Annotated in this window: 17 protein-coding genes; 2 read left to right on the top strand and 15 right to left on the bottom strand. The window is 61.5% G+C overall.

Annotated elements, in window-relative coordinates:
* Nucleotides 1-121: 121 nt before the first annotated feature.
* Genes M5J06_RS02565 through M5J06_RS02555 form a run of 3 tightly spaced genes read right to left on the bottom strand, consistent with a single transcriptional unit; the run spans nucleotide 122 to nucleotide 3,085 of the window.
* The gene (locus tag M5J06_RS02565) at nucleotides 122-997 is read right to left on the bottom strand and encodes a polyprenol monophosphomannose synthase (protein ID WP_070564604.1); all 876 of its coding nucleotides are present in this window, start codon (nucleotides 995-997) and stop codon (nucleotides 122-124) included.
* 28 nt (nucleotides 998-1,025) lie between these two features.
* The gene (gene lnt, locus M5J06_RS02560; protein ID WP_250223882.1) at nucleotides 1,026-2,513 is read right to left on the bottom strand and encodes an apolipoprotein N-acyltransferase; all 1,488 of its coding nucleotides are present in this window, start codon (nucleotides 2,511-2,513) and stop codon (nucleotides 1,026-1,028) included.
* Nucleotides 2,513-3,085 (bottom strand): FxsA family protein, encoded by a 573-nt coding sequence (locus tag M5J06_RS02555; protein ID WP_250223881.1) that lies wholly within the window; start codon nucleotides 3,083-3,085, stop codon nucleotides 2,513-2,515. The genes lnt and M5J06_RS02555 overlap by 1 nt, the downstream gene beginning before the upstream one ends.
* A 70-nt stretch (nucleotides 3,086-3,155) precedes the next feature.
* Here M5J06_RS02555 and M5J06_RS02550 point away from each other — a divergent pair, with 70 nt between their 5' ends.
* Nucleotides 3,156-3,998 (top strand): ferredoxin-like domain-containing protein, encoded by an 843-nt coding sequence (locus M5J06_RS02550; protein ID WP_250223880.1) that lies wholly within the window; start codon nucleotides 3,156-3,158, stop codon nucleotides 3,996-3,998.
* Here the strand turns inward: M5J06_RS02550 and M5J06_RS02545 are convergent.
* Both M5J06_RS02545 and M5J06_RS02540 read right to left on the bottom strand, forming a co-directional pair.
* Nucleotides 3,995-4,741 carry an SDR family oxidoreductase gene (locus M5J06_RS02545; RefSeq protein ID WP_101736345.1) on the bottom strand — a complete coding sequence of 249 codons (747 nt, stop codon included), beginning with the start codon at nucleotides 4,739-4,741 and terminating at the stop codon, nucleotides 3,995-3,997. The two genes, M5J06_RS02550 and M5J06_RS02545, sit on opposite strands and share 4 nt — an antisense overlap.
* Nucleotides 4,741-5,865 (bottom strand): M24 family metallopeptidase, encoded by a 1,125-nt coding sequence (locus tag M5J06_RS02540; protein ID WP_250223879.1) that lies wholly within the window; start codon nucleotides 5,863-5,865, stop codon nucleotides 4,741-4,743. The genes M5J06_RS02545 and M5J06_RS02540 overlap by 1 nt, the downstream gene beginning before the upstream one ends.
* A 45-nt stretch (nucleotides 5,866-5,910) precedes the next feature.
* Here M5J06_RS02540 and M5J06_RS02535 point away from each other — a divergent pair, with 45 nt between their 5' ends.
* Nucleotides 5,911-6,540 carry a trypsin-like serine peptidase gene (locus tag M5J06_RS02535; protein ID WP_250223878.1) on the top strand — a complete coding sequence of 210 codons (630 nt, stop codon included), beginning with the start codon at nucleotides 5,911-5,913 and terminating at the stop codon, nucleotides 6,538-6,540.
* On the opposite strand, the gene M5J06_RS02530 is transcribed toward M5J06_RS02535, so the two are convergent.
* The 10 genes from M5J06_RS02530 to M5J06_RS02485 all read right to left on the bottom strand — a co-directional run bounded on the left by M5J06_RS02530 (nucleotide 6,537) and on the right by M5J06_RS02485 (nucleotide 18,604).
* A complete protein-coding gene (locus tag M5J06_RS02530) occupies nucleotides 6,537-9,350 on the bottom strand; it encodes a DEAD/DEAH box helicase (protein ID WP_250223876.1) in 2,814 nt (937 codons plus the stop codon). The two genes, M5J06_RS02535 and M5J06_RS02530, sit on opposite strands and share 4 nt — an antisense overlap.
* Before the next feature lie 96 nt (nucleotides 9,351-9,446).
* Entirely contained in the window at nucleotides 9,447-10,436 is a 990-nt protein-coding gene (gene tatC / locus M5J06_RS02525) for a twin-arginine translocase subunit TatC (RefSeq protein ID WP_250223875.1), read from the bottom strand.
* Nucleotides 10,437-10,625: 189 nt separating this feature from the next.
* The gene (tatA, locus tag M5J06_RS02520; RefSeq protein WP_070520503.1) at nucleotides 10,626-10,889 is read right to left on the bottom strand and encodes a Sec-independent protein translocase subunit TatA; all 264 of its coding nucleotides are present in this window, start codon (nucleotides 10,887-10,889) and stop codon (nucleotides 10,626-10,628) included.
* An 81-nt stretch (nucleotides 10,890-10,970) separates the two neighbouring features.
* On the bottom strand, nucleotides 10,971-11,936 hold the full coding sequence (locus M5J06_RS02515) for a helix-turn-helix transcriptional regulator (RefSeq protein WP_250223874.1): 966 nt from the start codon (nucleotides 11,934-11,936) through the stop codon (nucleotides 10,971-10,973).
* Nucleotides 11,929-12,918: a helix-turn-helix transcriptional regulator gene (locus tag M5J06_RS02510; protein ID WP_070564575.1), complete on the bottom strand. Its 990-nt coding sequence runs from the start codon at nucleotides 12,916-12,918 to the stop codon at nucleotides 11,929-11,931. Before M5J06_RS02510 ends, M5J06_RS02515 begins: the two co-directional genes overlap by 8 nt.
* 31 nt (nucleotides 12,919-12,949) lie before the next feature.
* Nucleotides 12,950-14,332, bottom strand: a complete 1,383-nt coding sequence (gene pafA, locus M5J06_RS02505) for a Pup--protein ligase (RefSeq protein ID WP_250223873.1) — start codon at nucleotides 14,330-14,332, stop codon at nucleotides 12,950-12,952.
* A gap of 47 nt (nucleotides 14,333-14,379) precedes the next feature.
* The gene (locus M5J06_RS02500; RefSeq protein ID WP_070520514.1) at nucleotides 14,380-14,571 is read right to left on the bottom strand and encodes a ubiquitin-like protein Pup; all 192 of its coding nucleotides are present in this window, start codon (nucleotides 14,569-14,571) and stop codon (nucleotides 14,380-14,382) included.
* A gap of 36 nt (nucleotides 14,572-14,607) precedes the next feature.
* Nucleotides 14,608-16,152: a depupylase/deamidase Dop gene (gene dop / locus M5J06_RS02495; protein WP_250223872.1), complete on the bottom strand. Its 1,545-nt coding sequence runs from the start codon at nucleotides 16,150-16,152 to the stop codon at nucleotides 14,608-14,610.
* The gene (arc, locus tag M5J06_RS02490; RefSeq protein WP_070520520.1) at nucleotides 16,149-17,723 is read right to left on the bottom strand and encodes a proteasome ATPase; all 1,575 of its coding nucleotides are present in this window, start codon (nucleotides 17,721-17,723) and stop codon (nucleotides 16,149-16,151) included. The genes dop and arc overlap by 4 nt, the downstream gene beginning before the upstream one ends.
* A gap of 44 nt (nucleotides 17,724-17,767) precedes the next feature.
* The gene (locus M5J06_RS02485) at nucleotides 17,768-18,604 is read right to left on the bottom strand and encodes a tRNA (adenine-N1)-methyltransferase (protein ID WP_070520523.1); all 837 of its coding nucleotides are present in this window, start codon (nucleotides 18,602-18,604) and stop codon (nucleotides 17,768-17,770) included.

Here is an 18,604-nt window from a genome sequence, read left to right as displayed (position 1 = left end):
GACATTAGCACTGGTGGTGGTTATTACCGCAAAAGCCCGAAAACCATGACAGGTTTTCGGGCTTATTTGCCTTATGCGAGGCTCGAAAGGTCAGCGTGCCTTGCCTCAGACAGGCTGGATTTTAACGGCTGAGCATCCCTTTAACCAGGCTGGATACCTCGGACACAAAGTCAGACACGGCATTCTTAGCCGTGGTGGCCTTGGAACCAAGCTCCATATCCTTCACTGTGCGGGAAGTGATCTTGGATACTTCCGAGGTGAAGTCGCTGACCTGCTCGGAGCGGTGAGCGACACCCCACTTGGTCACCTCGAGCAGGGAATCTTTGACGAAGGAGCCGTCCAGCTTGGATTCGCCCAGCTCGCGCTCGGTGAAGGTAATCGGAACTTCGCGAACATCGAAGCCATCCTTGATGGCGCGGAAGGCAACATCTACCTGGAAGATGTAGCCGGCGTTGGATAGTTCCTCAAAGTCCAGGTGCTCTAGCAGTTCGCGACGGAAGGCGCGGTATCCAGCGGTCATGTCGTTGATGCCAGCGCCCAGCGCCACCGAAATGTACTTGTTGCCCAATCGGGACAGTAGCTCGCGGTTGGCCGGCCAGTTCACAGTCTCTCCACCCGGCACATAGCGAGAACCGATCACCAAGTCAGCGCCCTTGTCGATCTCCTCGAGCAAGAGATGCAGCTGCTCCGGGGCGTGGGAGCCGTCCGCGTCCATCTCGCAGAGCACCTGGTAGTCCTTCTCCAGGCCCCACTCGAAGCCGGCGATGTAGGCGCCGAGGAGGCCGCCCTTGCCCTCGCGGTGAAGGACGTGCAGGTGAGAATCCTCGGCGGCCAGCTTGTCCGCGGCCTCTCCGGTGCCGTCCGGGGAGTTATCGTCCACGATCAGGATGTGAACCTCCGGGGTGGCCTTGCGCACGCGGCCGGTGATCAGCGGCAGGTTCTCAATCTCGTTGTAGGTGGGGATGATGACCAGAGTAGATTCGCGGGTCGAGCTCACTAGTTCCTTGCTCCTTTTGGTTTCTGCTTTAAGGCGCGCTGCGCCGTCCGGACAAGCGGGTGGAATAGATCGCGTACAGCGCGCAGACCGTTCCAATAATAGTCATGAGCCACTGCAGGAGCGAACCATAACGCACCGCAAATGTACGCCCCTCTCGGAGCGGAAGCTCTTCTTCGAGATAAGCCGGTTCAAAGATCCCACTGTCCTGGCTCACGGAACCATCTGGGTGCACGATGGCGGAGACCCCTGACGTGGCCGCCACAACGACGGCGCGATCTGCTTCCATGGCGCGCAGACGGCTCATGGCCAACTGCTGGTAGGTCATATCGGAATCACTGAACGTGGCGTTATTTGTTGGCGTCGTGAGAATCTGCGCCCCGTTGTTAATCGCGGTTCGAAATGCCTGGTCAAAGCTCACCTCGTAGCAGGTGGCAACGCCGACCGCAGTCCCGGCCATGGTCACCACTCCTGGCCCGTCACCGGGTTTCATGTCGCCTGCGAGATCCACCAAATCGGTAATCCGCGCAAAGAAGTCACGCATCGGCATTGTTTCGCCGAAAGGCTGCAGGTACTTCTTGTAGTGATGCTCCCCCACCGATCCATCCGGGTTGAATACCTGCATGGTGTTGCGCGCACCGACTTCATCGCGGGTCAACGTGCCGACGAGGATGGGGGCGTCGATGTCGTGGGCGGCGGCGTCGATAAGCGCCCGTGCGTCGTCGTTGGCAAAAGGATTGATATCGGAGGAGTTCTCCGGCCAGATGACGATGTCAGGCCGTGCACCATCCTTGGCTGCCTGTTCGGTGACGCGGACGTGGTTATCCAGCACCGCGCGGCGCTGCGCGGCGAAGTCGAGGCCAAGCCGCGGAACGTTTCCCTGGACAGCGGCTACCGTCACAGTACCCGTGGTATGGCTAGGGCGATTCACGCCCTGCGCAGCTACAAGTCCGGCAAGCAGCGGCACCGCTAAGAAGGCACAGGCCAACCGTGGCGCGCGCGCAAGCCCCACCAGACCCGCACCCACGCAGACGACAGCACAAGTAATGAGCGCGGGACCACCCCACGGGGCGAGATTAGCTAGCGGGCCCTCGATTTGCCCCCACGCCAGCCGCACCCAGGCAAAGCCACCGAAAGGCACGGAGGAGCGCAGCATCTCCACCGCCACGTAGAAAAAAGGAAAAAGCGTGAACCCATAGCGCAAACGCAGTAGTGCTGCCCCACCGACGCCGAGGAGGATGCTGTACAGCGAGAGGAAGATAGCGAGCGCAATATAAGGCATGTTGCCCACGAGCTCACCAATCCACGGCAGCGTGAAGAGGTACAAGACAGCGCTATGGGCAAAGGCGATGAGTGCTGCCCACCCTAGGTGCAGAGGCTTTCTCCAGGGTGCCAACGCGGCCACCAGCATGGCCATCCCAATGATCCCCGCGGCCCACCAGCCGCGTGGTTCCACCGAAAGATACGTGACCGCGCCCGACAGAGCGGCAAGAATAAGCCGCGCGCACAGCGTGAGCACTAGTTGTTTCCGTCCTCGAAGTCCTCAGGCTTAACGTGTTGGGTCCACGAGCGGATTTCTTCTTCATCCAAGACTTCGTGCGATTGGCCTGACCGATCCATCCCGCTACCTGCTGTACTGCCACCAACAGTGCCGAAGGAACCATAGGAATCGCGGTGCTGCGCCATGGGCGAGGCCTCGTACACGCGCACGCCCATGTCCTCAATCTTTTTGAACATCGATGCGGCAAGGAGCGTGCAGATGATGGAGCGCGTGGGCGCAAAGATGAGCAGAGCGCCAAAAACAGTGGAGACGAACCCAGGCAGCGAAAGCAGGATGCCGCCCACCATGGTCAGACCAACATTGCCGGCCGTTTTGCCTGGGGTGGGATCCTCCATCACATAGACGCCATCTCCGGTCTGCCGGATGCGGCTGGCCATCATGCGGCGCACTTCCCAGCTGGCAATCGTCATACCGAACAGCATGGTCAACGCCAGAGCAAGCAGCGCCCACAGCACACCGATCCACTCGGCGACTGCCCAAAACGCCAGGGTTTCGAGGAGGATGTACGCGATGAACAGAAGAAACGGCATGCAGCCCACCATACTTGCTGGACCTGCCGGTTCGCTGGCGACCCTCCCGTAGCGATTAAACTTGCGCACCATGTCCCTCACCGAGTCGATGCATCCTGAATCCGATACCTTGCGCTTCCACCCCGCCGCAGGCGTCGTCACGCCCGAACAGTGGCTTGCCCTAGGCCAGGCCGCTAGGGAACATGGCGATGGCCATGTGTACCTTGAGGAGCACAGCGTTATCAGTCTGCGCGGAGTGAGTAACGAGCAGGCGCTTGGCGACGTCCCCCTCCCTACCGCCGCTGCTGCCCACGTCTTGGCCTCTCCCCTCTCCCTTCAGGCGCGCCGGGTAGCGCAGCGCGTTGCTGATGCCTTATCTGAAGAGGAAGGAACCTCCCCGGCTATCACCCGCGCTGCGGTTTTCGGCGTCGATGGTGGAGCTGGCGATCTCCTCGCACACGGCGTGGCGGCGGGACTCCAACTATCCGGCGGCAGCGCAGGGCAGGACGAGGAAGCCGATTCCGCTCGTCTCATCCTTGAGGGGGCAGCAACTGGGCCGGCACTGGGATTAAGCGACGCGATTTCGCAGCTCGTGGACTACGTGGTCGAGGCCTCCGCTGAGAATCCAGAGGCCATTGACCGTTTGTCCTTGGCTACACCTGCCGGACTCGCGCAATCAGATGCGCCCATTGGTTGGTTAACCGAACACACTGCGCCCGGCCGCGTCGATCTCGGCGCGGGCCTCCAAGATGGCGTGTTGCCCGCAGAGTACGCAGGGCTCATTGCCCAGCTGGGAGCAGCGATCACCGTTACTCCGTGGCAGGGCTTGGTCATCCACGATTTGGCGGAGGGCGATGCGGACGTCGTGCTCCGAGTCCTTGCTCCGCGCGGATTCATCTTCGATGCCAACTCCTCCGCGCTCGGACATCACTAGCGCGGCATGTGCCGCCAGATGGGGCGCGGGACAAGCTTCATGACCCAGGCCAACAGCTGAAGCGTTCGTGGGATCCACAGCGTGCGGGACACCGGCCGCGAACCCGACGAGGATTCGACGGCCTTGACCACAGCTTGTGCGACTACGTCAGGTGTCACCGACAGCGGCGCGGGTTTCATCCCGTGTGTCATGGACCCGATAACGAAACCGGGGCGCGCGGTGATCAGCGCTAGGTCGCTGCCCTGCAGGCGATCCGCCAGACCTTGGCAGAAGGCATCGAGGCCAGCCTTGGTTGAGCCATAGACATAGTTGGCCCGCCGTGCACGCCAGCCCGCAATGGAGGAAAAGGCCACGATGTGGCCTCTTTTCATGACGTCGGCCAGCACGGTGAGCATAGATACCTGCGCGGCATAATCAACCAGAGCGATGTCGAAGGCATGCGCCTCGTCGTGCTCAGCTTGTTCCTGGTCACCCAAGATTCCGAAGGCGACAACCGCCGTCGTGATGTCCTTACCCGCGAGCGTTGCAGCTTGCTCGATAACTTCGCGGTGGGAGGAAACATCCGCGGCATCGAAGGAAAGCGTGTGAACGGACGTTGCTCCGTTGCGCAGAAGCTCTGAAGTGAGCTCATCCATGCCGTGCTCACCCCGCGCGGCAAGCACTACCGGGCGGCCTGCGCACAACCGGCGTGCAAGCTCGCCGCCAATGTCGCTGCGCCCACCAAGAATCAATAGCGCGCCCATTAACGCAACCCCCTCGGAGCTTGGTTCAAAGACTCGTAGCCGGACTCGGTGGTCACCACGATGTCCTCGAGGCGCATGCCCCACTTTCCGGGTACATAAATGCCTGGTTCGATTGAGAAGGCCGTGGACTCGGCAAGCTCCAGCTCGTTTCCTTCCATGATGAAGGGCTCCTCGTGCGTCGACAAGCCGATGCCATGTCCGGTGCGGTGCGTGAAGTACTCACCCCAGCCGGCGCTTTCGATCACACTGCGTGTCGCACGGTCGATCTCCTGGGCAGTCGCCCCGGGCCGTGCAGCAGCTCGCCCGGCAGCTTGGGCCTCTTCCAACACCGCATAGGCTTCCTGGAAATCAGCAGGCGCCGCAGAAGGATCCGCGCCTACCACGTAGGTGCGTGTGCAATCAGAGTGATAGCCGGAGGGCAACGTGCCCCCGATGTCCACCACCACGGGATCACCAGCGCTGAGTTCGCGCTCCCCATAGTCATAGTGCGGGTTCGCACCATTCGGGCCGGAACCAACGATGATGAAGTCCACCTCTTTGTGCTCGCGCAAGATAAGCTCGCGCAAATCTGCCGCTACGTCGGCCTCAGTGCGGCCAGGCTGCAGGAGACGTGGCACCTCTGCATGGACGGCATCGATAGCCACTGCCGCAGCGCGCAGCTCCGCTACTTCATCTGGGTCCTTGCGGCTAAAGAGCCCAGCCAGCGCCTCGGTAGCAAGCACATACTCCACATGTGGAGCATCCGTTGAAGATAGCGAAGACGGCTCTACGTGGCGGCGAATCGTGGACTGGAAACGCAATACGTGGTCCGCAGTTAGCGAAGAGCCCACAGCCACGGTGGTCGGATGCGCACCGTCTAAGGCCAGTGCATAAGGGTCCTGCCCGTCACTCCATCCCACTAGCTGGGCAGCAACGCCTTGAAGCGATTCAATGTCGGTGCTGGGTGCGACGATGATCGGTTCGGCATCGGGACGGATGACCAGACAGGTCAAACGCTCATGAGAAGAGACCCAGGAGCCCGTAAGATAGGCGAACTCTGCGCCGGTACCCACGAGCAACACATCGATATTCTTGGCAGCGGCAATCGCGCGGGCGCGGCTCAAGCGGGAAGCATAATCAGTCATGGCAGTTAGCCTACCGCTCGCCTTCGTCCAGTTAAGCTGGGCGCCGTGAATTCCTATCCCGCAGCCGTCAAGATACGAACCCGCGGTAGCTATTGCTCGGGTGTTCTCATCGATGCATCCTTAAACCCCCGCACCCAGCAGCGAACCCGGCTAGTTCTGACCTGTGCGCACTTCTTTCGCGATGGCGTGGGCGGTGGTGAACACTACAAAGTCAGTGGCGGGTTCAACCGGCGGATGACCGCCGTGCGCACGATTGACGGGACCGATATAGCTGTGTGCCTGCTTGATAAACCAGCACCGCCCCGGGACCTTCCGGGGCTCGCTAAAAGCACACCGCATTTTCGCGCGCCAGTCAGCACCTGGGGATATGGCGGAAAGTCCCGCCGCGCACAGAAGCGAACGGGGTTGTTTCTACTGTCCTTCTTTCGCACGTGGTCGGTCGATTTCCTCACCACCGTCTCCCCCGCCGGATTCGTCTTCAACACGATTCCAGCGGTCAAGGGTGATTCGGGAGGGCCAGCGCTTGTCGACGACTCCGTCATCGGAACCCAAGCCCTCATCCTCAACCCATTGGGGAGAAACCTGAAGCTAGCCACGGTGGCGCTGGTCGCGCCCCACCGCAAGGCCATCGCGGCGGCAGCCACCGCGATGCTGGACTTGGTCGAAGGAAATTAAGCGCCGATGGCGACAACGCCTCGTTGAATCGCGTCAATGGCGCGCCGGGCATTGCGGCGAATCTCTTCTTCGTAGCCTGTCTTGGCTACCTGCTGGAGCAGGTCGATGACCTGGCGGCACCAACGGACGAAGTCACCCGGAGTCAGCTCTGCGCCGGACTCGTTAGCCGCGGCCATGCAATATGCCAAGGGTGCGCCCGCCGTCCACTGGTGGATGGCCAGCGCGAAGGCAGGCTCCGGTTCACGGGTCTGTGGCAGATTATGGCGCTTCTCATCGCTGACAAGCTCCGTGTAGATGCGCCACGTTGCGTTCATGGCATCCGCCATGTCGTCGCTAGCCGCACCTGGTTCGCCGCGGGTGGCCTTGCGGTTCTCGAAGACGCACAGGGAGGCAACGCCGGCCAGCTCTGCCGGGTCAAGGTCATTCCAGATACCCCGCTTGAGGCATTGTGCCACCAGTAGGTCGGATTCGGAATGGATCTTGGCCAAGCGCTCGCCCTCGTCCGTGATGACAGGCTCGCGGTCCTCGCCATAGCCTTCAAACTCCACGTAATCCATCTCCGCCAGCAGGTCCACGATGCGCTCGAAAGTGCGGCCAAGGGTATCCGTGGCGCGCTCCACCTTGGCTTCCAACTTGTGGAGCTCGCGCTCGCGTCGGGCGAGCTTTTGGGCCACACCAGCCAACTGCTCGCGGTCGGTCGCCGGCCAATTGTGCACCGGGTGCTCGCGGAGGGCATCACGCAGCTGCGCGATCTTCTTGTTGGGACGATTACGCGGCTCAGTGCGCATCTTCTTAGGCCGCTTGTAGTAGTCGCGTTTGAAGGCATCCTGAACGTACTTGGTATGCCGACGCGGATGCTTCTGCGCCGCACGCGGCAGCTTCATGTGGCCGACCACTATCGGCGGATTATCAATACCGGCTGCATCGATGCGGCCTGACCATCCGGTCTCCGTGGTGACCCAGGGGCGTGGATCGGCGGTCTGGTTTGCCGGGGTGATGACAACTGCCAGGGTTGGTCGCTTCTTCGTTGCGATAGCGACGACCTCACCCACCTGCAAGCGGGCAAGGACCGCCGCGACCTCCTTGCTCCTCTCTTCTTTCTTGGAGGCACGCGCTGACTTTTCTTCCTCAGTCAGTTCGCGGCGCAGCCTCATATAGTCCATGAGTATCTCCGCTGGGTCTTCACCATCAATTGTCGGTGGAGTCAAGTTATCTACGGCCTGATCTAACTGTGCCCGAAGCTCGCGGACCCGATGCTCAGCGCGCTCAGTTTCGCGCGTTTCTTCCACGACAGAGCCATCCGCCTGGAACTGCGCAAAGGACTTCTCCAGCAGGCGCAAAGAGTCATCGAAGCCGAGCATGCCCAGCAGGTTGATGGCCATGTTGTAGCCGGGTTCGAAGGTAGAGATGAGCGGATAGGTGCGGGTCGATGCGAGGCCCGCCACCGCGGTGGGATCCATGGCGGGTGCCCACTGCACGACGGCATTGCCCAAGGTATCGATGCCACGCCTGCCCGCGCGGCCGGTGAGCTGCGTGTACTGACCCGGTGTCAGGTCCACGTGTGCCTCGCCGTTAAACTTCACGAGCTTCTCAAGGACCACCGTGCGCGCGGGCATATTGATGCCCAGGGCAAGGGTTTCGGTGGCAAAGACCGCACGAACCAGGCCTTTGACGAAGAGCTCCTCCACGATGTGCCTAAAAGCTGGCAGCATACCCGCATGGTGGGCGGCGAAGCCACGCGAAAGCGCCTCGCGCCAGCGCTTGAAATCTAGGACCTTGAGGTCTTCTTCCGGAATGCCTTCCACGCCCTTATCGACGATGGCCTTAATCTCAGATGCCTCCTCTTGGGAGGTCAACACCATGCGGGAGCGCAGGCACTGATACAAAGCGCCATCGCAGCCCGCTCGGGAAAAGATGAAGGTAATCGCCGGCAGCATCTCCATTGCCTGCAGTTCTTTGAGTACCTCTGGACGGCCCAGCGGTCGGTAGCGGTCCTGCGCACGGGGTGCACCGCTGCGCCGATCCTTGTTTCGGTCGTTGCGTCCTCCGCCTTTATGTCGGGCACGTGCACGGAAGCTCGCACGGTTTTGTGCATAGTCTGCGCGACCGTTATCGCTGTCTCCTGCTTCTAGGCGCTGGATACGCCGCGCCAACTCAGTATTGACCTGGCCGCCTGAATCAGGCTCGAAAAGTGGGTAGATCTTGCGCCCCACCATCATCCACTGGTCCAGCGGTACGGGGCGCTTGTCGGTGACGATGACCTTGGTATCTCCGCGCACGGTGGTTAGCCACCGGCCGAACTCCTCGGAATTGGACACCGTTGCCGACAAACCGATGATGGAGACATGTTCCTCGAGGTTGAGGATGACCTCTTCCCATACCGCGCCGCGCGAGGCATCCGCCAGGAAGTGGATCTCATCCATCACCACGTGGGTCAGACGGTCGAGTGCGCCGGATCCTGCATAAATCATGTTGCGCAGAACCTCGGTGGTCATCACGAGGATGTCCGCGGAAGAATTGATGGAGACATCACCCGTCAGCAGCCCCACGGCATCTTCGCCGTGTGCATCAACCAGGTCGTGGTACTTCTGGTTACTCAGCGCCTTGATAGGGGTGGTGTAGAAGCAGCGGGTCCCTTGGCGCAGCGCCAAAGAGACAGCGAACTCACCCACCACGGTCTTACCCGCGCCGGTGGGCGCACAGACCAGAACACCGTGGCCGGCTTCGACGGCTTGGCATCCTTGGATTTGGAAGTCATCCAGTGAGTACGGCAGTGCTTGGGTGAACTCGTCCAGATGCGTCAGTGTCATAAGTCCCCAGGGTACCTGTCAGGGACGGCGTACTAGCGCCCCGGTCCCCAGCGCCAGGGAAACGTTTGAACAAGTTCCCTAAAAAGGCTGACCAGCTTACAGAACGTCGTCGAAAAAGCCGCTCTGCGGGGGCTGAGTATTCCTCTGTTGAGGCTGCGGTGCCGGAGCTTCACCCGTCGAGGCCGGGGGAACAGGCCTGGAAGATACCGGCCGCGAAGACGCAGAAACGCGCGTTGATGCAGACACCGGAGTTGGTGCACCTATGGCACCCGGACCTTCGTCCAAGGACGAGGCCGTTTCATCATCCAGATCCATCCAGTCTGGGCGCTGGCGCTTCTGGCGTTTGTCGTTGATGCGGCAGAACTGGAAGGCCAATTCCACGAGGAGTACGAGGGCACCGGCCAAGACCAACATGGAAAAAGGTTCTTGGCCGGGTGTCACCACCGCAGCGAAGATCATGATGGCGACAATGATGATGCGGCGCTTGTCCTTGACGTCATCGTATTCCAAGACACCTATCACATTGAGGCATACCACGAGTAGTGGGATCTCAAAGCTCACGCCGAAGATGAGGAGCAACGTCAGCAGGAAGTAGAAATAGCGCTCACCGGTTAGTGCCGCGGTCTGGTACTCGGAGCCCATCCCCATGAGGAACTCCAAGCCCACGGAAAGGATGAAGTAGGCAAGAAGCGCGCCAAGCACGAAAAGCAGAACCGCCGTGGAGACAAAAAAGAAGGTGAAACGGCGCTCGTTCTTATGCAGACCGGGCACAATGAATGCCCATATTTGATAGAGCCACACCGGTGAGGACATTACTGCGCCAGCCAACGCGCCCACTTTGAGGCGCAGTAGCAGCATTTCGAAGGGGCTGGTGGCAAGCAAGCGGCATTCGCCATCCGCGGTGAAAGAGATGCGCTTTTCCTCAGGCAGCGAGCAATAGGGCCCACGCAAGATCTCGCCCAGCGGTGACATGCCAAACGGGGCGTGTTGGTACCAGATGAAGCCGACAATGGCGCCCACCACGAGGGCAAGGAGTGAAATCACGATGCGCCGGCGCAGCTCCTGGAGATGTTGGACTAGGGTCATCTCCCCCGTAGGATTCTTGGGCTTGCGGCGAAGCTTTGAGGTCCACTTTTGCTTGCGTGCGCTAGACGCGGGATTCGGCGGTGTACTCGCGGTACTCAATGCAATGCCTCCCTAGAAAGCCCACAGCGGCACACACGCCCTTGGAGTTCCAAGACCCTTGGAGCGTGGCGTGCCTACCGAGAAAGATGATTAGTTCTGGTTTCCATCAACCGGCTTGGATGCGCGCGGCTGCATCTCCGGGCTGTTCCAGAAGTCCTCATCGTTCTTCTTCGATGCAGCAATTTGGGCTTGCTGTTCGGGAGTGTTGTTCTCCTCCTTCATCTCCTTGACTTCGGACTTAAAAATGCGCATGGAGCGGCCCATCGAACGAGCTAGCTCCGGCAGCTTCTTGGCGCCGAACAACAGCACGATGACGAGAACGACAAGGCCGATTTCCAAAGGTCCCACGGTCATTGAGGGTGCCCCTTCTTTCTAGGTTGATGAAGCGTACGGTTCCATGCAGCAGCGCTGTACGGGACGCACGCAGGAGAGCTCTTAGTCTGGCAGTTGAGTATAACGCTCCAGCGCCCGATTTCTATGCTCCGAAATGGCGTCGACAAGCTTTTGCGGCCCCACGACCCGCATTCGGTCGGCTTGGCCGAGGGCGAAGCGGCTAAACCATGCTTCAGAGCCTACGGGCATTGTTGCAGCTATCAGCCCATTTTCCAGTGTGTCGCCGAGCGTGATGTCGTAGTGCTCTGCGAGCCAGGTGAAATCTTGGTGAATCTCTAGCTGCGCAACGAGAGTGTGATCTAGACCAAAGGGTGAACCGGGGTTGAAATCCAACTCACGCACACGGGGTGTGGCGGTAGCGTCGAGGACTTCCACATCACTCATGCGGTCCAAGCGGAACGTGCGGTGCTCCCCCACCGATTCATCCCAGGCCACCAAATAGGGTTCGCCATCCACGATGAAGATTCGTGCCGGGTGCACGGTGCGCTCGCTGGTGCGGTTGGAGGACATGCTCCAATAGGTGAAACGGACCTGCTGGCGCTTGTCGACGGCCCCCGCCAACGCCGCCTGCACCTGAGATTCCTCCGGATCCGTTGTGGCCAGGGAATCGTAGATGGCGGCGGTCTTTTCATCCATGATCTCACGCAGCTTCGCGGCGGCGGAATGGACCGCGGAGACGTCGACAAGCCCCGGCATCGCTTCGAGGGACTCGAGCGTCAGCAACAACGCACCGGCCTCCGTTGGGGTCAGGCGCAGGGCCTGGGTTAGGCCCTGGTCGTTGTAGATCTCAATGCCGTCGCGGTAGCTGAAGCTCAAGTCGATGAGGTCTTCAGTATTGCGGCCCACCCCAGAGCAGAAGAGCCTATCGACGGCATCTTTAAGCTCAGCGGGAGTCATTCCCAAGTCTTCGGCCGCTTCCATCGGGGTCAACCCTGGGTGGTTGCGCAGGTATGGGATGAGGTTGAGGGAGCGAACAAGAGACTGCAGCTTGCGAGGTTGATCAGCCATGGTGCGATTCCTCCCCGCTCAAGAGCGCGATGATGTCGGAGCGAACTTCTTCTGGCTCAACCACGACGATATCTGGTGCATATCCCGCGGCGGTGCGCACCAGCCAATCGCGGCGCACGCCCGTCAGCTCAAGGAGGCCATCTGAGCGCCTGCGTCCGGCGTCGACAAGCTCCGCGGCCTGGCCATCTGGTACCTCAAGGAGGGCATCGACGGTGTCTCCCCGATCCAGCGCTTCCACGACGAGATCTTGCAGCGGCGCGGTGGGCTCGAGGTGGGTGGCCGCAGCGCGCGAGCGCCTGACGTTGTCCACGCGGGTGGCGCGGAAGGTCCGGGGTGCCTCCCGGTCCACATCCCACCCGACGAGGTAGACGCGATCACGGTGATTGACCAGCCCCCACGGGTCCATGTGGCGGCGAACCGGCTCGGCTGAGGGCGTGGCAAAGTAATCAAAGGAGATGCGCAGCCCCGCACGCACGGCGGTAATCACCCCGGTGACGAGCTCTGGGCTCAGCCTGGTCATGTCGTTGACCGCGGTATATACCGGCGCGCCGCGCAGGTCGCGGGAGGCTCCCGAGGCCGCTAGCTTTGTCCACGCGGACAAGCTGAAATCACTCAAACCGCCCGGGGTGCCAATCCCGCCGGCAACGCCCAACACCATGGCTTCCTCGGGTGTGAAGTCCACGGGAGGCAGCTGGTAGCTCTCAGGATCAAGGCGATACAGCGAGCCTTCCACACCACTGCTGTGCACCACCGGCACTCCGGCGCGTTGCAGCGTCACAATGTCGCGGGAAAGCTGCTTCTGAAAGGCCTCGTCGCTGCGGGATTGATAACCCTCGACGTTGGTGCGAATCCAGGCAGCGCTGCGGTCGGGAACGCCGCCTTGGTGCGCTGCGCCGTGGAGGGCAAAGGTGAGGTTGGTGAGCCTTTCGATGGCTCGATCTCGGACTGGTGTCCGAGCCGCAGTGCGATCTGCTGACGGCATGATGGCAGGTTCCTTGTTGAGGTTCGGGGCCTTAAGCACCTTGGTGCGAACGCATGTAGTCTAACAACCCGTCTAAGCGCGGGTCCTCGGATACGAAGGGGTCGGAGAACTCTTCGGTCATGGGTTCTGGGCGGTTGACTTTCATCCGCGTCCAATCCACCGTCACAGCGGCATTGAGCTCGCGGGCAACGGCGAGGAACTCGCCGCGCAGCTTGGCACGGGTGGTCTGCGGTGCGGTATCGACGGCGGCATTGATTGCTGCATCATCGATCCACTGTTCCAGCATGCCGCGCTGCTCCAGCACGCTGTAGAGACCGCGCCCAGGGCGAATGTCGTGGTAGGTCAGGTCAATCTGGGCCAGCTTGGGGTGCGCCCAATCTCCGCCCAGGCGCTCGCGGTAGCGGTTCAGCAGGCCGCGCTTAATCACCCAATCGATCTCGCGGTCGACCGCGGAAAAGTCTTGTGTGTCAATGGCCTGGAGGGTGCGCTTCCAGAGATCGACGACGCGTGCGAGCTCAGCCGTTGGTGTCCCGGCGTCCTCGCGGTGCTCCAGCCAACGCTCTGCGGCGGCACACAGTTCTTGCTGGATTGCGAGCGCGGTGGTGTTGCCGCCTCCCTCGAGCGGAAGCTCGGTGCGGCCGGTGGAATCGAGCGCGATGGCGCGGATGTGCTGAATTGGATCAAGCACCGAAAGCTCCGGTACCTCAAAGCCAGCCTCTAGCATCTCCAGCATGAGCAGCGTGGAGCCTACTTTGAGCGCCATCGTGGGCTCCGCCATGTTGGAGTCGCCGACGATAACGTGCATGCGGCGGAAACGCTTCGAATCACCATGCGGTTCATCGCGGGTGTTGATGATGGGGCGTGAGCGAGTCGTCGCAGAGGACACGCCCTCCCACACTTGGTCGGCGCGCTGTGAAAGCACGAAACGCGCAGGCTCGTCGCCCTTGGCAGGTTTGATCATCCCGGCGCCGCAAATGAGCTGGCGGGTGATCATGAACGGCAGGAGGGCCTTGCCGAGGTCTTTGAGCACCACGTGGCGGCCAATGAGGTAGTTCTCGTGGCAGCCGTAGGAATTTCCCGCAGAATCGACGTTATTCTTGAACAAGTAGACGGCGCGCTCCTCCCCCTCCGCAGCCAAGGCTTCCTCCGCCTGTACGGCCATGCGGTTGACCATGGCATCGCCAGCGCGCTCGTACGCGATGAGCTGGCTCAGGCTATCGCATTCAGCGGTGGCGACCTCCGGGTGGGAGCCGACATCGAGGTAGAGGCGCGAGGCGTTGGGGCTAAAGATGTTCGAGGAGGAGTACTTCGACACGATGGGCCGGAAAAGCACGCGCGCTATCTCATCCGGGGACATGACTCGCTGGCCATGGGAAGCACTCGCCGTGATTCCGTACTCGGTCTCGATTCCCATGATCCGCCGTGCGTACACGGGGGCGCTACCGGAGGGGCGTTCCACCTTTATTCGCCGCCCTTTTGGACGTAGGAGCGCACGAACTCCTCGGCATTGGATTCCAGGAGCCCATCGATCTCATCGAGGAGATCATCGGTTCCGGCGCTGTTGATGCTGACTTGTCCAGCGTCGAACTCTTGTGAGTCTCCTCCCTCACCGTTGCCGCCGCCGGCATTGATCTGAGACTGCTGTCCGCTCATTGTCAGAGCTCCTTTCGCGAGTGGAGGTTTGCTGCGCTAATACAGTGTAGGGTACTCGATTCGCACCCCGAGCTGGCGCAAACCGTCGACGAAATCGGTGGCGCTGTCCGCAGATTCCAGCAAGGTTCCCACTTCGTCCTGCCCGAGCCGCGTGGTGTCATCGAGGGCCACGCAGGCGGCTCCCGAGTTGGCGCCCTCGGCTTCACCAATTCGGAAGGTTAGTGACTGCCACGACGCGGCCAGGACGTCTTCGCCGAACTTGCGGGTGGCGTGGCCGCGCAGAAAAGCGCGGGTATCCGTGGGCGGGGTGTCGGCGGCCGCAGCGATCTGGTCCTCGCTGACCAAGGTGCGCATCTGCCCCTTGCGCACGAGCGCGTGGTAGAGGGACTTGGCCGGATCGATATCGGTGTACTGCAAGTCGATGAGCGCCAGTTTCGGATCATCCGCAGCCACGCCGCGGTCAAGATAGCCCTTAATCAAGCGGTACTTGGCTACCCAATCCAGGAGGTGGGCCGCCTTCAACGGGTTGTCCGCCAAGAGCGACACGACCTCGTCCCAGGCGGCAAGAACCTTCTCATCTGACTCTGAGGTCGCAGTAACCCGCTCCCGGTAGACGGCGAGGATCTCGAGGGCGGTGAGGTGGCGGCCGTCGTGAAGCTCCAGCTGATGAGTCAGGGTGAGGTCGCGGCTGACTCGCTGGACCTCTGCCACGGGGTCCTTCAGGCGCAGGTCACTGAAGTCAACGCCTTCCTCTATGGCGTCCAACACCAGTGACGTCATGCCCAGCTTGAGCAGCGTCGAGGTATGGGCCATCGTGGCATCACCGATGATGACGTGCAGGCGGCCAAAGTCTTCTGCCACCGCATGCGGTTCATCACGGGTGTTAATGATGCCGCGGTTGAGCGTGGTTTCCAGGGAAATCTCCTGCTCGATATAGTCTGCGCGCTGCGAAATCTGGAAACCCGGTTCCTCACCATCAGCGCCCAGGCCCATGCGGCCAGCACCGGTGACCACTTGACGGGTGACGAAGAACGGGATCAGACCTTGGGCGATGTCGTCGAAATCAGTCTCCCGGGAGTACTGGTAGTTTTCGTGGCTGCCATAGGAAGCACCCTTGCCGTCGACATTGTTCTTGTAGAACTTCAGCGGCGGGCAGGGATCGTGCGTGGCCAGTACTGACGTGCCTTGGGCAGTCAGAGATGCCACGGCATCGGCAGCGCGGCGCAGGATGAGGTCGCCGGCGGCGTCGTAAAGCATCGCATCCCAGGCATTGGTGCACTCCGGCGAGGAATACTCAGGGTGGGCGTGATCGACGTAGAAGCGCGCGCCATTGGCGGTCACCACGTTGGCCACGCCCAGCGCGTTTGGGTCCACCACAGGCACGGTGTGGTAGCGCTTGAGATCGAAGCCGCGGCTATCGCGCAGCGGGTGCTCCTCCCGAAAGTCCCAGCGGGAGCGCGCACCGGTATGCAGGGCGGCATAGGCCACTACCGCGTGCGTGGACGTCACGATTGGTGACAACGCCGGGTTCGACGGCGTGGAGATTCCGTACTCGGTTTCGGTTCCTAGGACACGGCTCAAGGTTTTACTCCCATCAATTCGACCCCGGTGACATGCGCGCCGGCGGAGGTCCCGGCGACGATCTTGGCCCACTCCTCCGGGTTGGCGGATGTCGGTACGTATTCCGATTCAGCCTGCTCGGCAGCAATGGCCTGGTGCAGGTGCGCGGCGGTGATGCCTGCGGGTTGTTTACCCTCCGCAGCGTTGGTTTCGTCCAAAGCCTCCTTGATAGCCAACTTCTTTGCGCGGGAGACGATGTTGGCGATCATCGCGCCGGAGACGAAGTCCCGGTAGTGCAGCACGCGAGGATCCGCGTTGGAGAAGTGCAGCGTGACGAAGGGGCGCTCCGCGTAGAGATCCTCCACTGCGGTATCGATGAGCTGGGAAAGCTCGCCCTCGTGCGGGACTGATTCCGGGAAGTGGCGCGCAAAGATTTCCCGCGCGCCCTGCTTGGTGGGCCGGTTGACGCGGATCTTGATGTCGAGGCGCCCCGGGCGCATGATGGCGGGGTCGATGAGCTCCTCGCGGTTGGTGGCACCGATGACGATGACATTGCTGAGCTTCTCGACGCCATCCAATTCCGTCAGCAGCTGCGGGACGACGGTGGTTTCCATATCGGAGGACACACCGGAGCCGCGCGTGCGGAAGATGGATTCCATCTCATCGAAGAAGATGATGACCGGCCGCTGGCTACCATCAGCAGTGGGCTCGGAGGCAAGCTCGCGGGCGCGTTCAAAGATGAGGCGGATACGGCGCTCAGTCTCACCCACGAACTTGTTGAGCAGTTCTGGGCCCTTCACGTTGAGGAAGTAGCTGGGGGCAGTAGCGCCCAGGGACGCCGACAGAGAATGCGCGACCGCCTTGGCGATGAGCGTCTTGCCACAGCCAGGTGGGCCATAGAGCAGCACGCCCTTCGGCGGCTGGAGATCGTATTGGCGGTAGAGCTCTGGGTGGAGGAAAGGCAACTCGACCGAATCGCGGATGAGCGAAATCTGCTCGTCCAAACCACCGATGTCCTCGTAGGATACGTCCGGGACTTCCTCCAGCGTGAGCTGCGCTACTTCAGTCTTGTGCACGCGCTCGGTGGCCACGCCTGATTTCGGCTCGACCAGGAGGGTATCGCCGGCACGGACGGTATCGCGCAGCATCGTGCCGAGCAGCACCACCTGCTCTTCGCCCGCGGAATTGATAACCACCGCGCGGTCGGTGCCTAGGCGCTCCTGGAGCGTCGCCAGCGCGCCGGTATTCACCGGGGCACAGCCCTCCACCACCACGAATCCTTCGCCCAAGCGGACCTGCTGCCCGACTTCTAACGAGCCTGGCTCCAGGTTCGGAGAAATCTTCACCCGCATGGCGCGGCCATTGGTGTATACCTCAGCATCGCGGCGCGAATCGTGTGCGCGCCCGGAATAGCCAAGAAAGACGCCGTACGTGGAGGCAGGCTCTGCAAGAGCGTCCACCTCCGCGAGCATCTGCTGAAGCTTCGTGCGCGCATCCTTCAACAGGGCAGCAAGCTTGGCATTGCGCTCAGCCAGTTGCTCTATCTGGCGGCGGTGCTGGCCAAGTTCCTGGGAATGAGTGGCATCGTTCATAGAATCCACCCTAGCGCGCGGTGCGCCACGTTAAGCCTCGGGGCTTATTTTCGGGCGCGGCGCTGCGGGCGGGGCGGGGTGACGCCGTCGGCAAGCCGACGCGTCCAGATCAGGAACGCGGTGTGCGCGTTCATGCGGTGCTCCGGGCGGGTGGCCAAGCCCTCCACCTTCCATTCACGCACGAGGGACTCCCAGGCGCGCGGCTCCGTAAAGCACTTCAGCTCGCGGATTCCCTCCATCACCTTCATCAGCTGCGGCACGGTGGCCACATAAGTCATGAAGACGCCGCCCGGGATGAGGATATCGCGCACCTTCTCGAGGTGCTCCCAGGGTTCGAGCATGTCCAAGATGACGCGATCCACGGGGCCGCCGAGCTCCTCGACGGTCACATCGGCCAAATCGCCAAGCCGCGGGCTCCACCACTCGGGCTGCTCACCGAAGTATTCGGCGACGTTGTTCACGGCGTATTCCAAGTGATCATCGCGCACCTCATAGGAGAAAACGTGGCCTTCTGGCCCCACGGCGCGCAAGAGGGTCATTGAGAGTGCTCCGGAACCGGCGCCGGCTTCCAGCACGCGCGCACCCATGAAGATATCGCCCTCGACCAGGATCTGCGCGGAGTCCTTGGGGTAAATCACCGCGGCGCCGCGCGGCATCGACAAGACGTGATCCACCATGAGGTGGCGGAACAAGAGGAAGGAGCTGCCCAGCGTCGAATCGATGACGGAGCCCTCATCCATGCCGACGATGTCATCGTGGTTGATGATGCCCTTGTGCGAATGGAACTGGCCTCCCTCCTCGAGGACGATGGTGTAATGACGCCGCTTGGCATCCGTGAGCTGCACGCGGTCGCCGTAGCGGAAGGGGCCAGAATAAGCCAT

It is taken from the genome of Corynebacterium intestinale (assembly GCF_023574125.1).
Taxonomy (GTDB): Bacteria; Actinomycetota; Actinomycetes; order Mycobacteriales; family Mycobacteriaceae; genus Corynebacterium; species Corynebacterium hesseae.
This window is presented reverse-complemented; position numbering and strand designations above follow the sequence as displayed.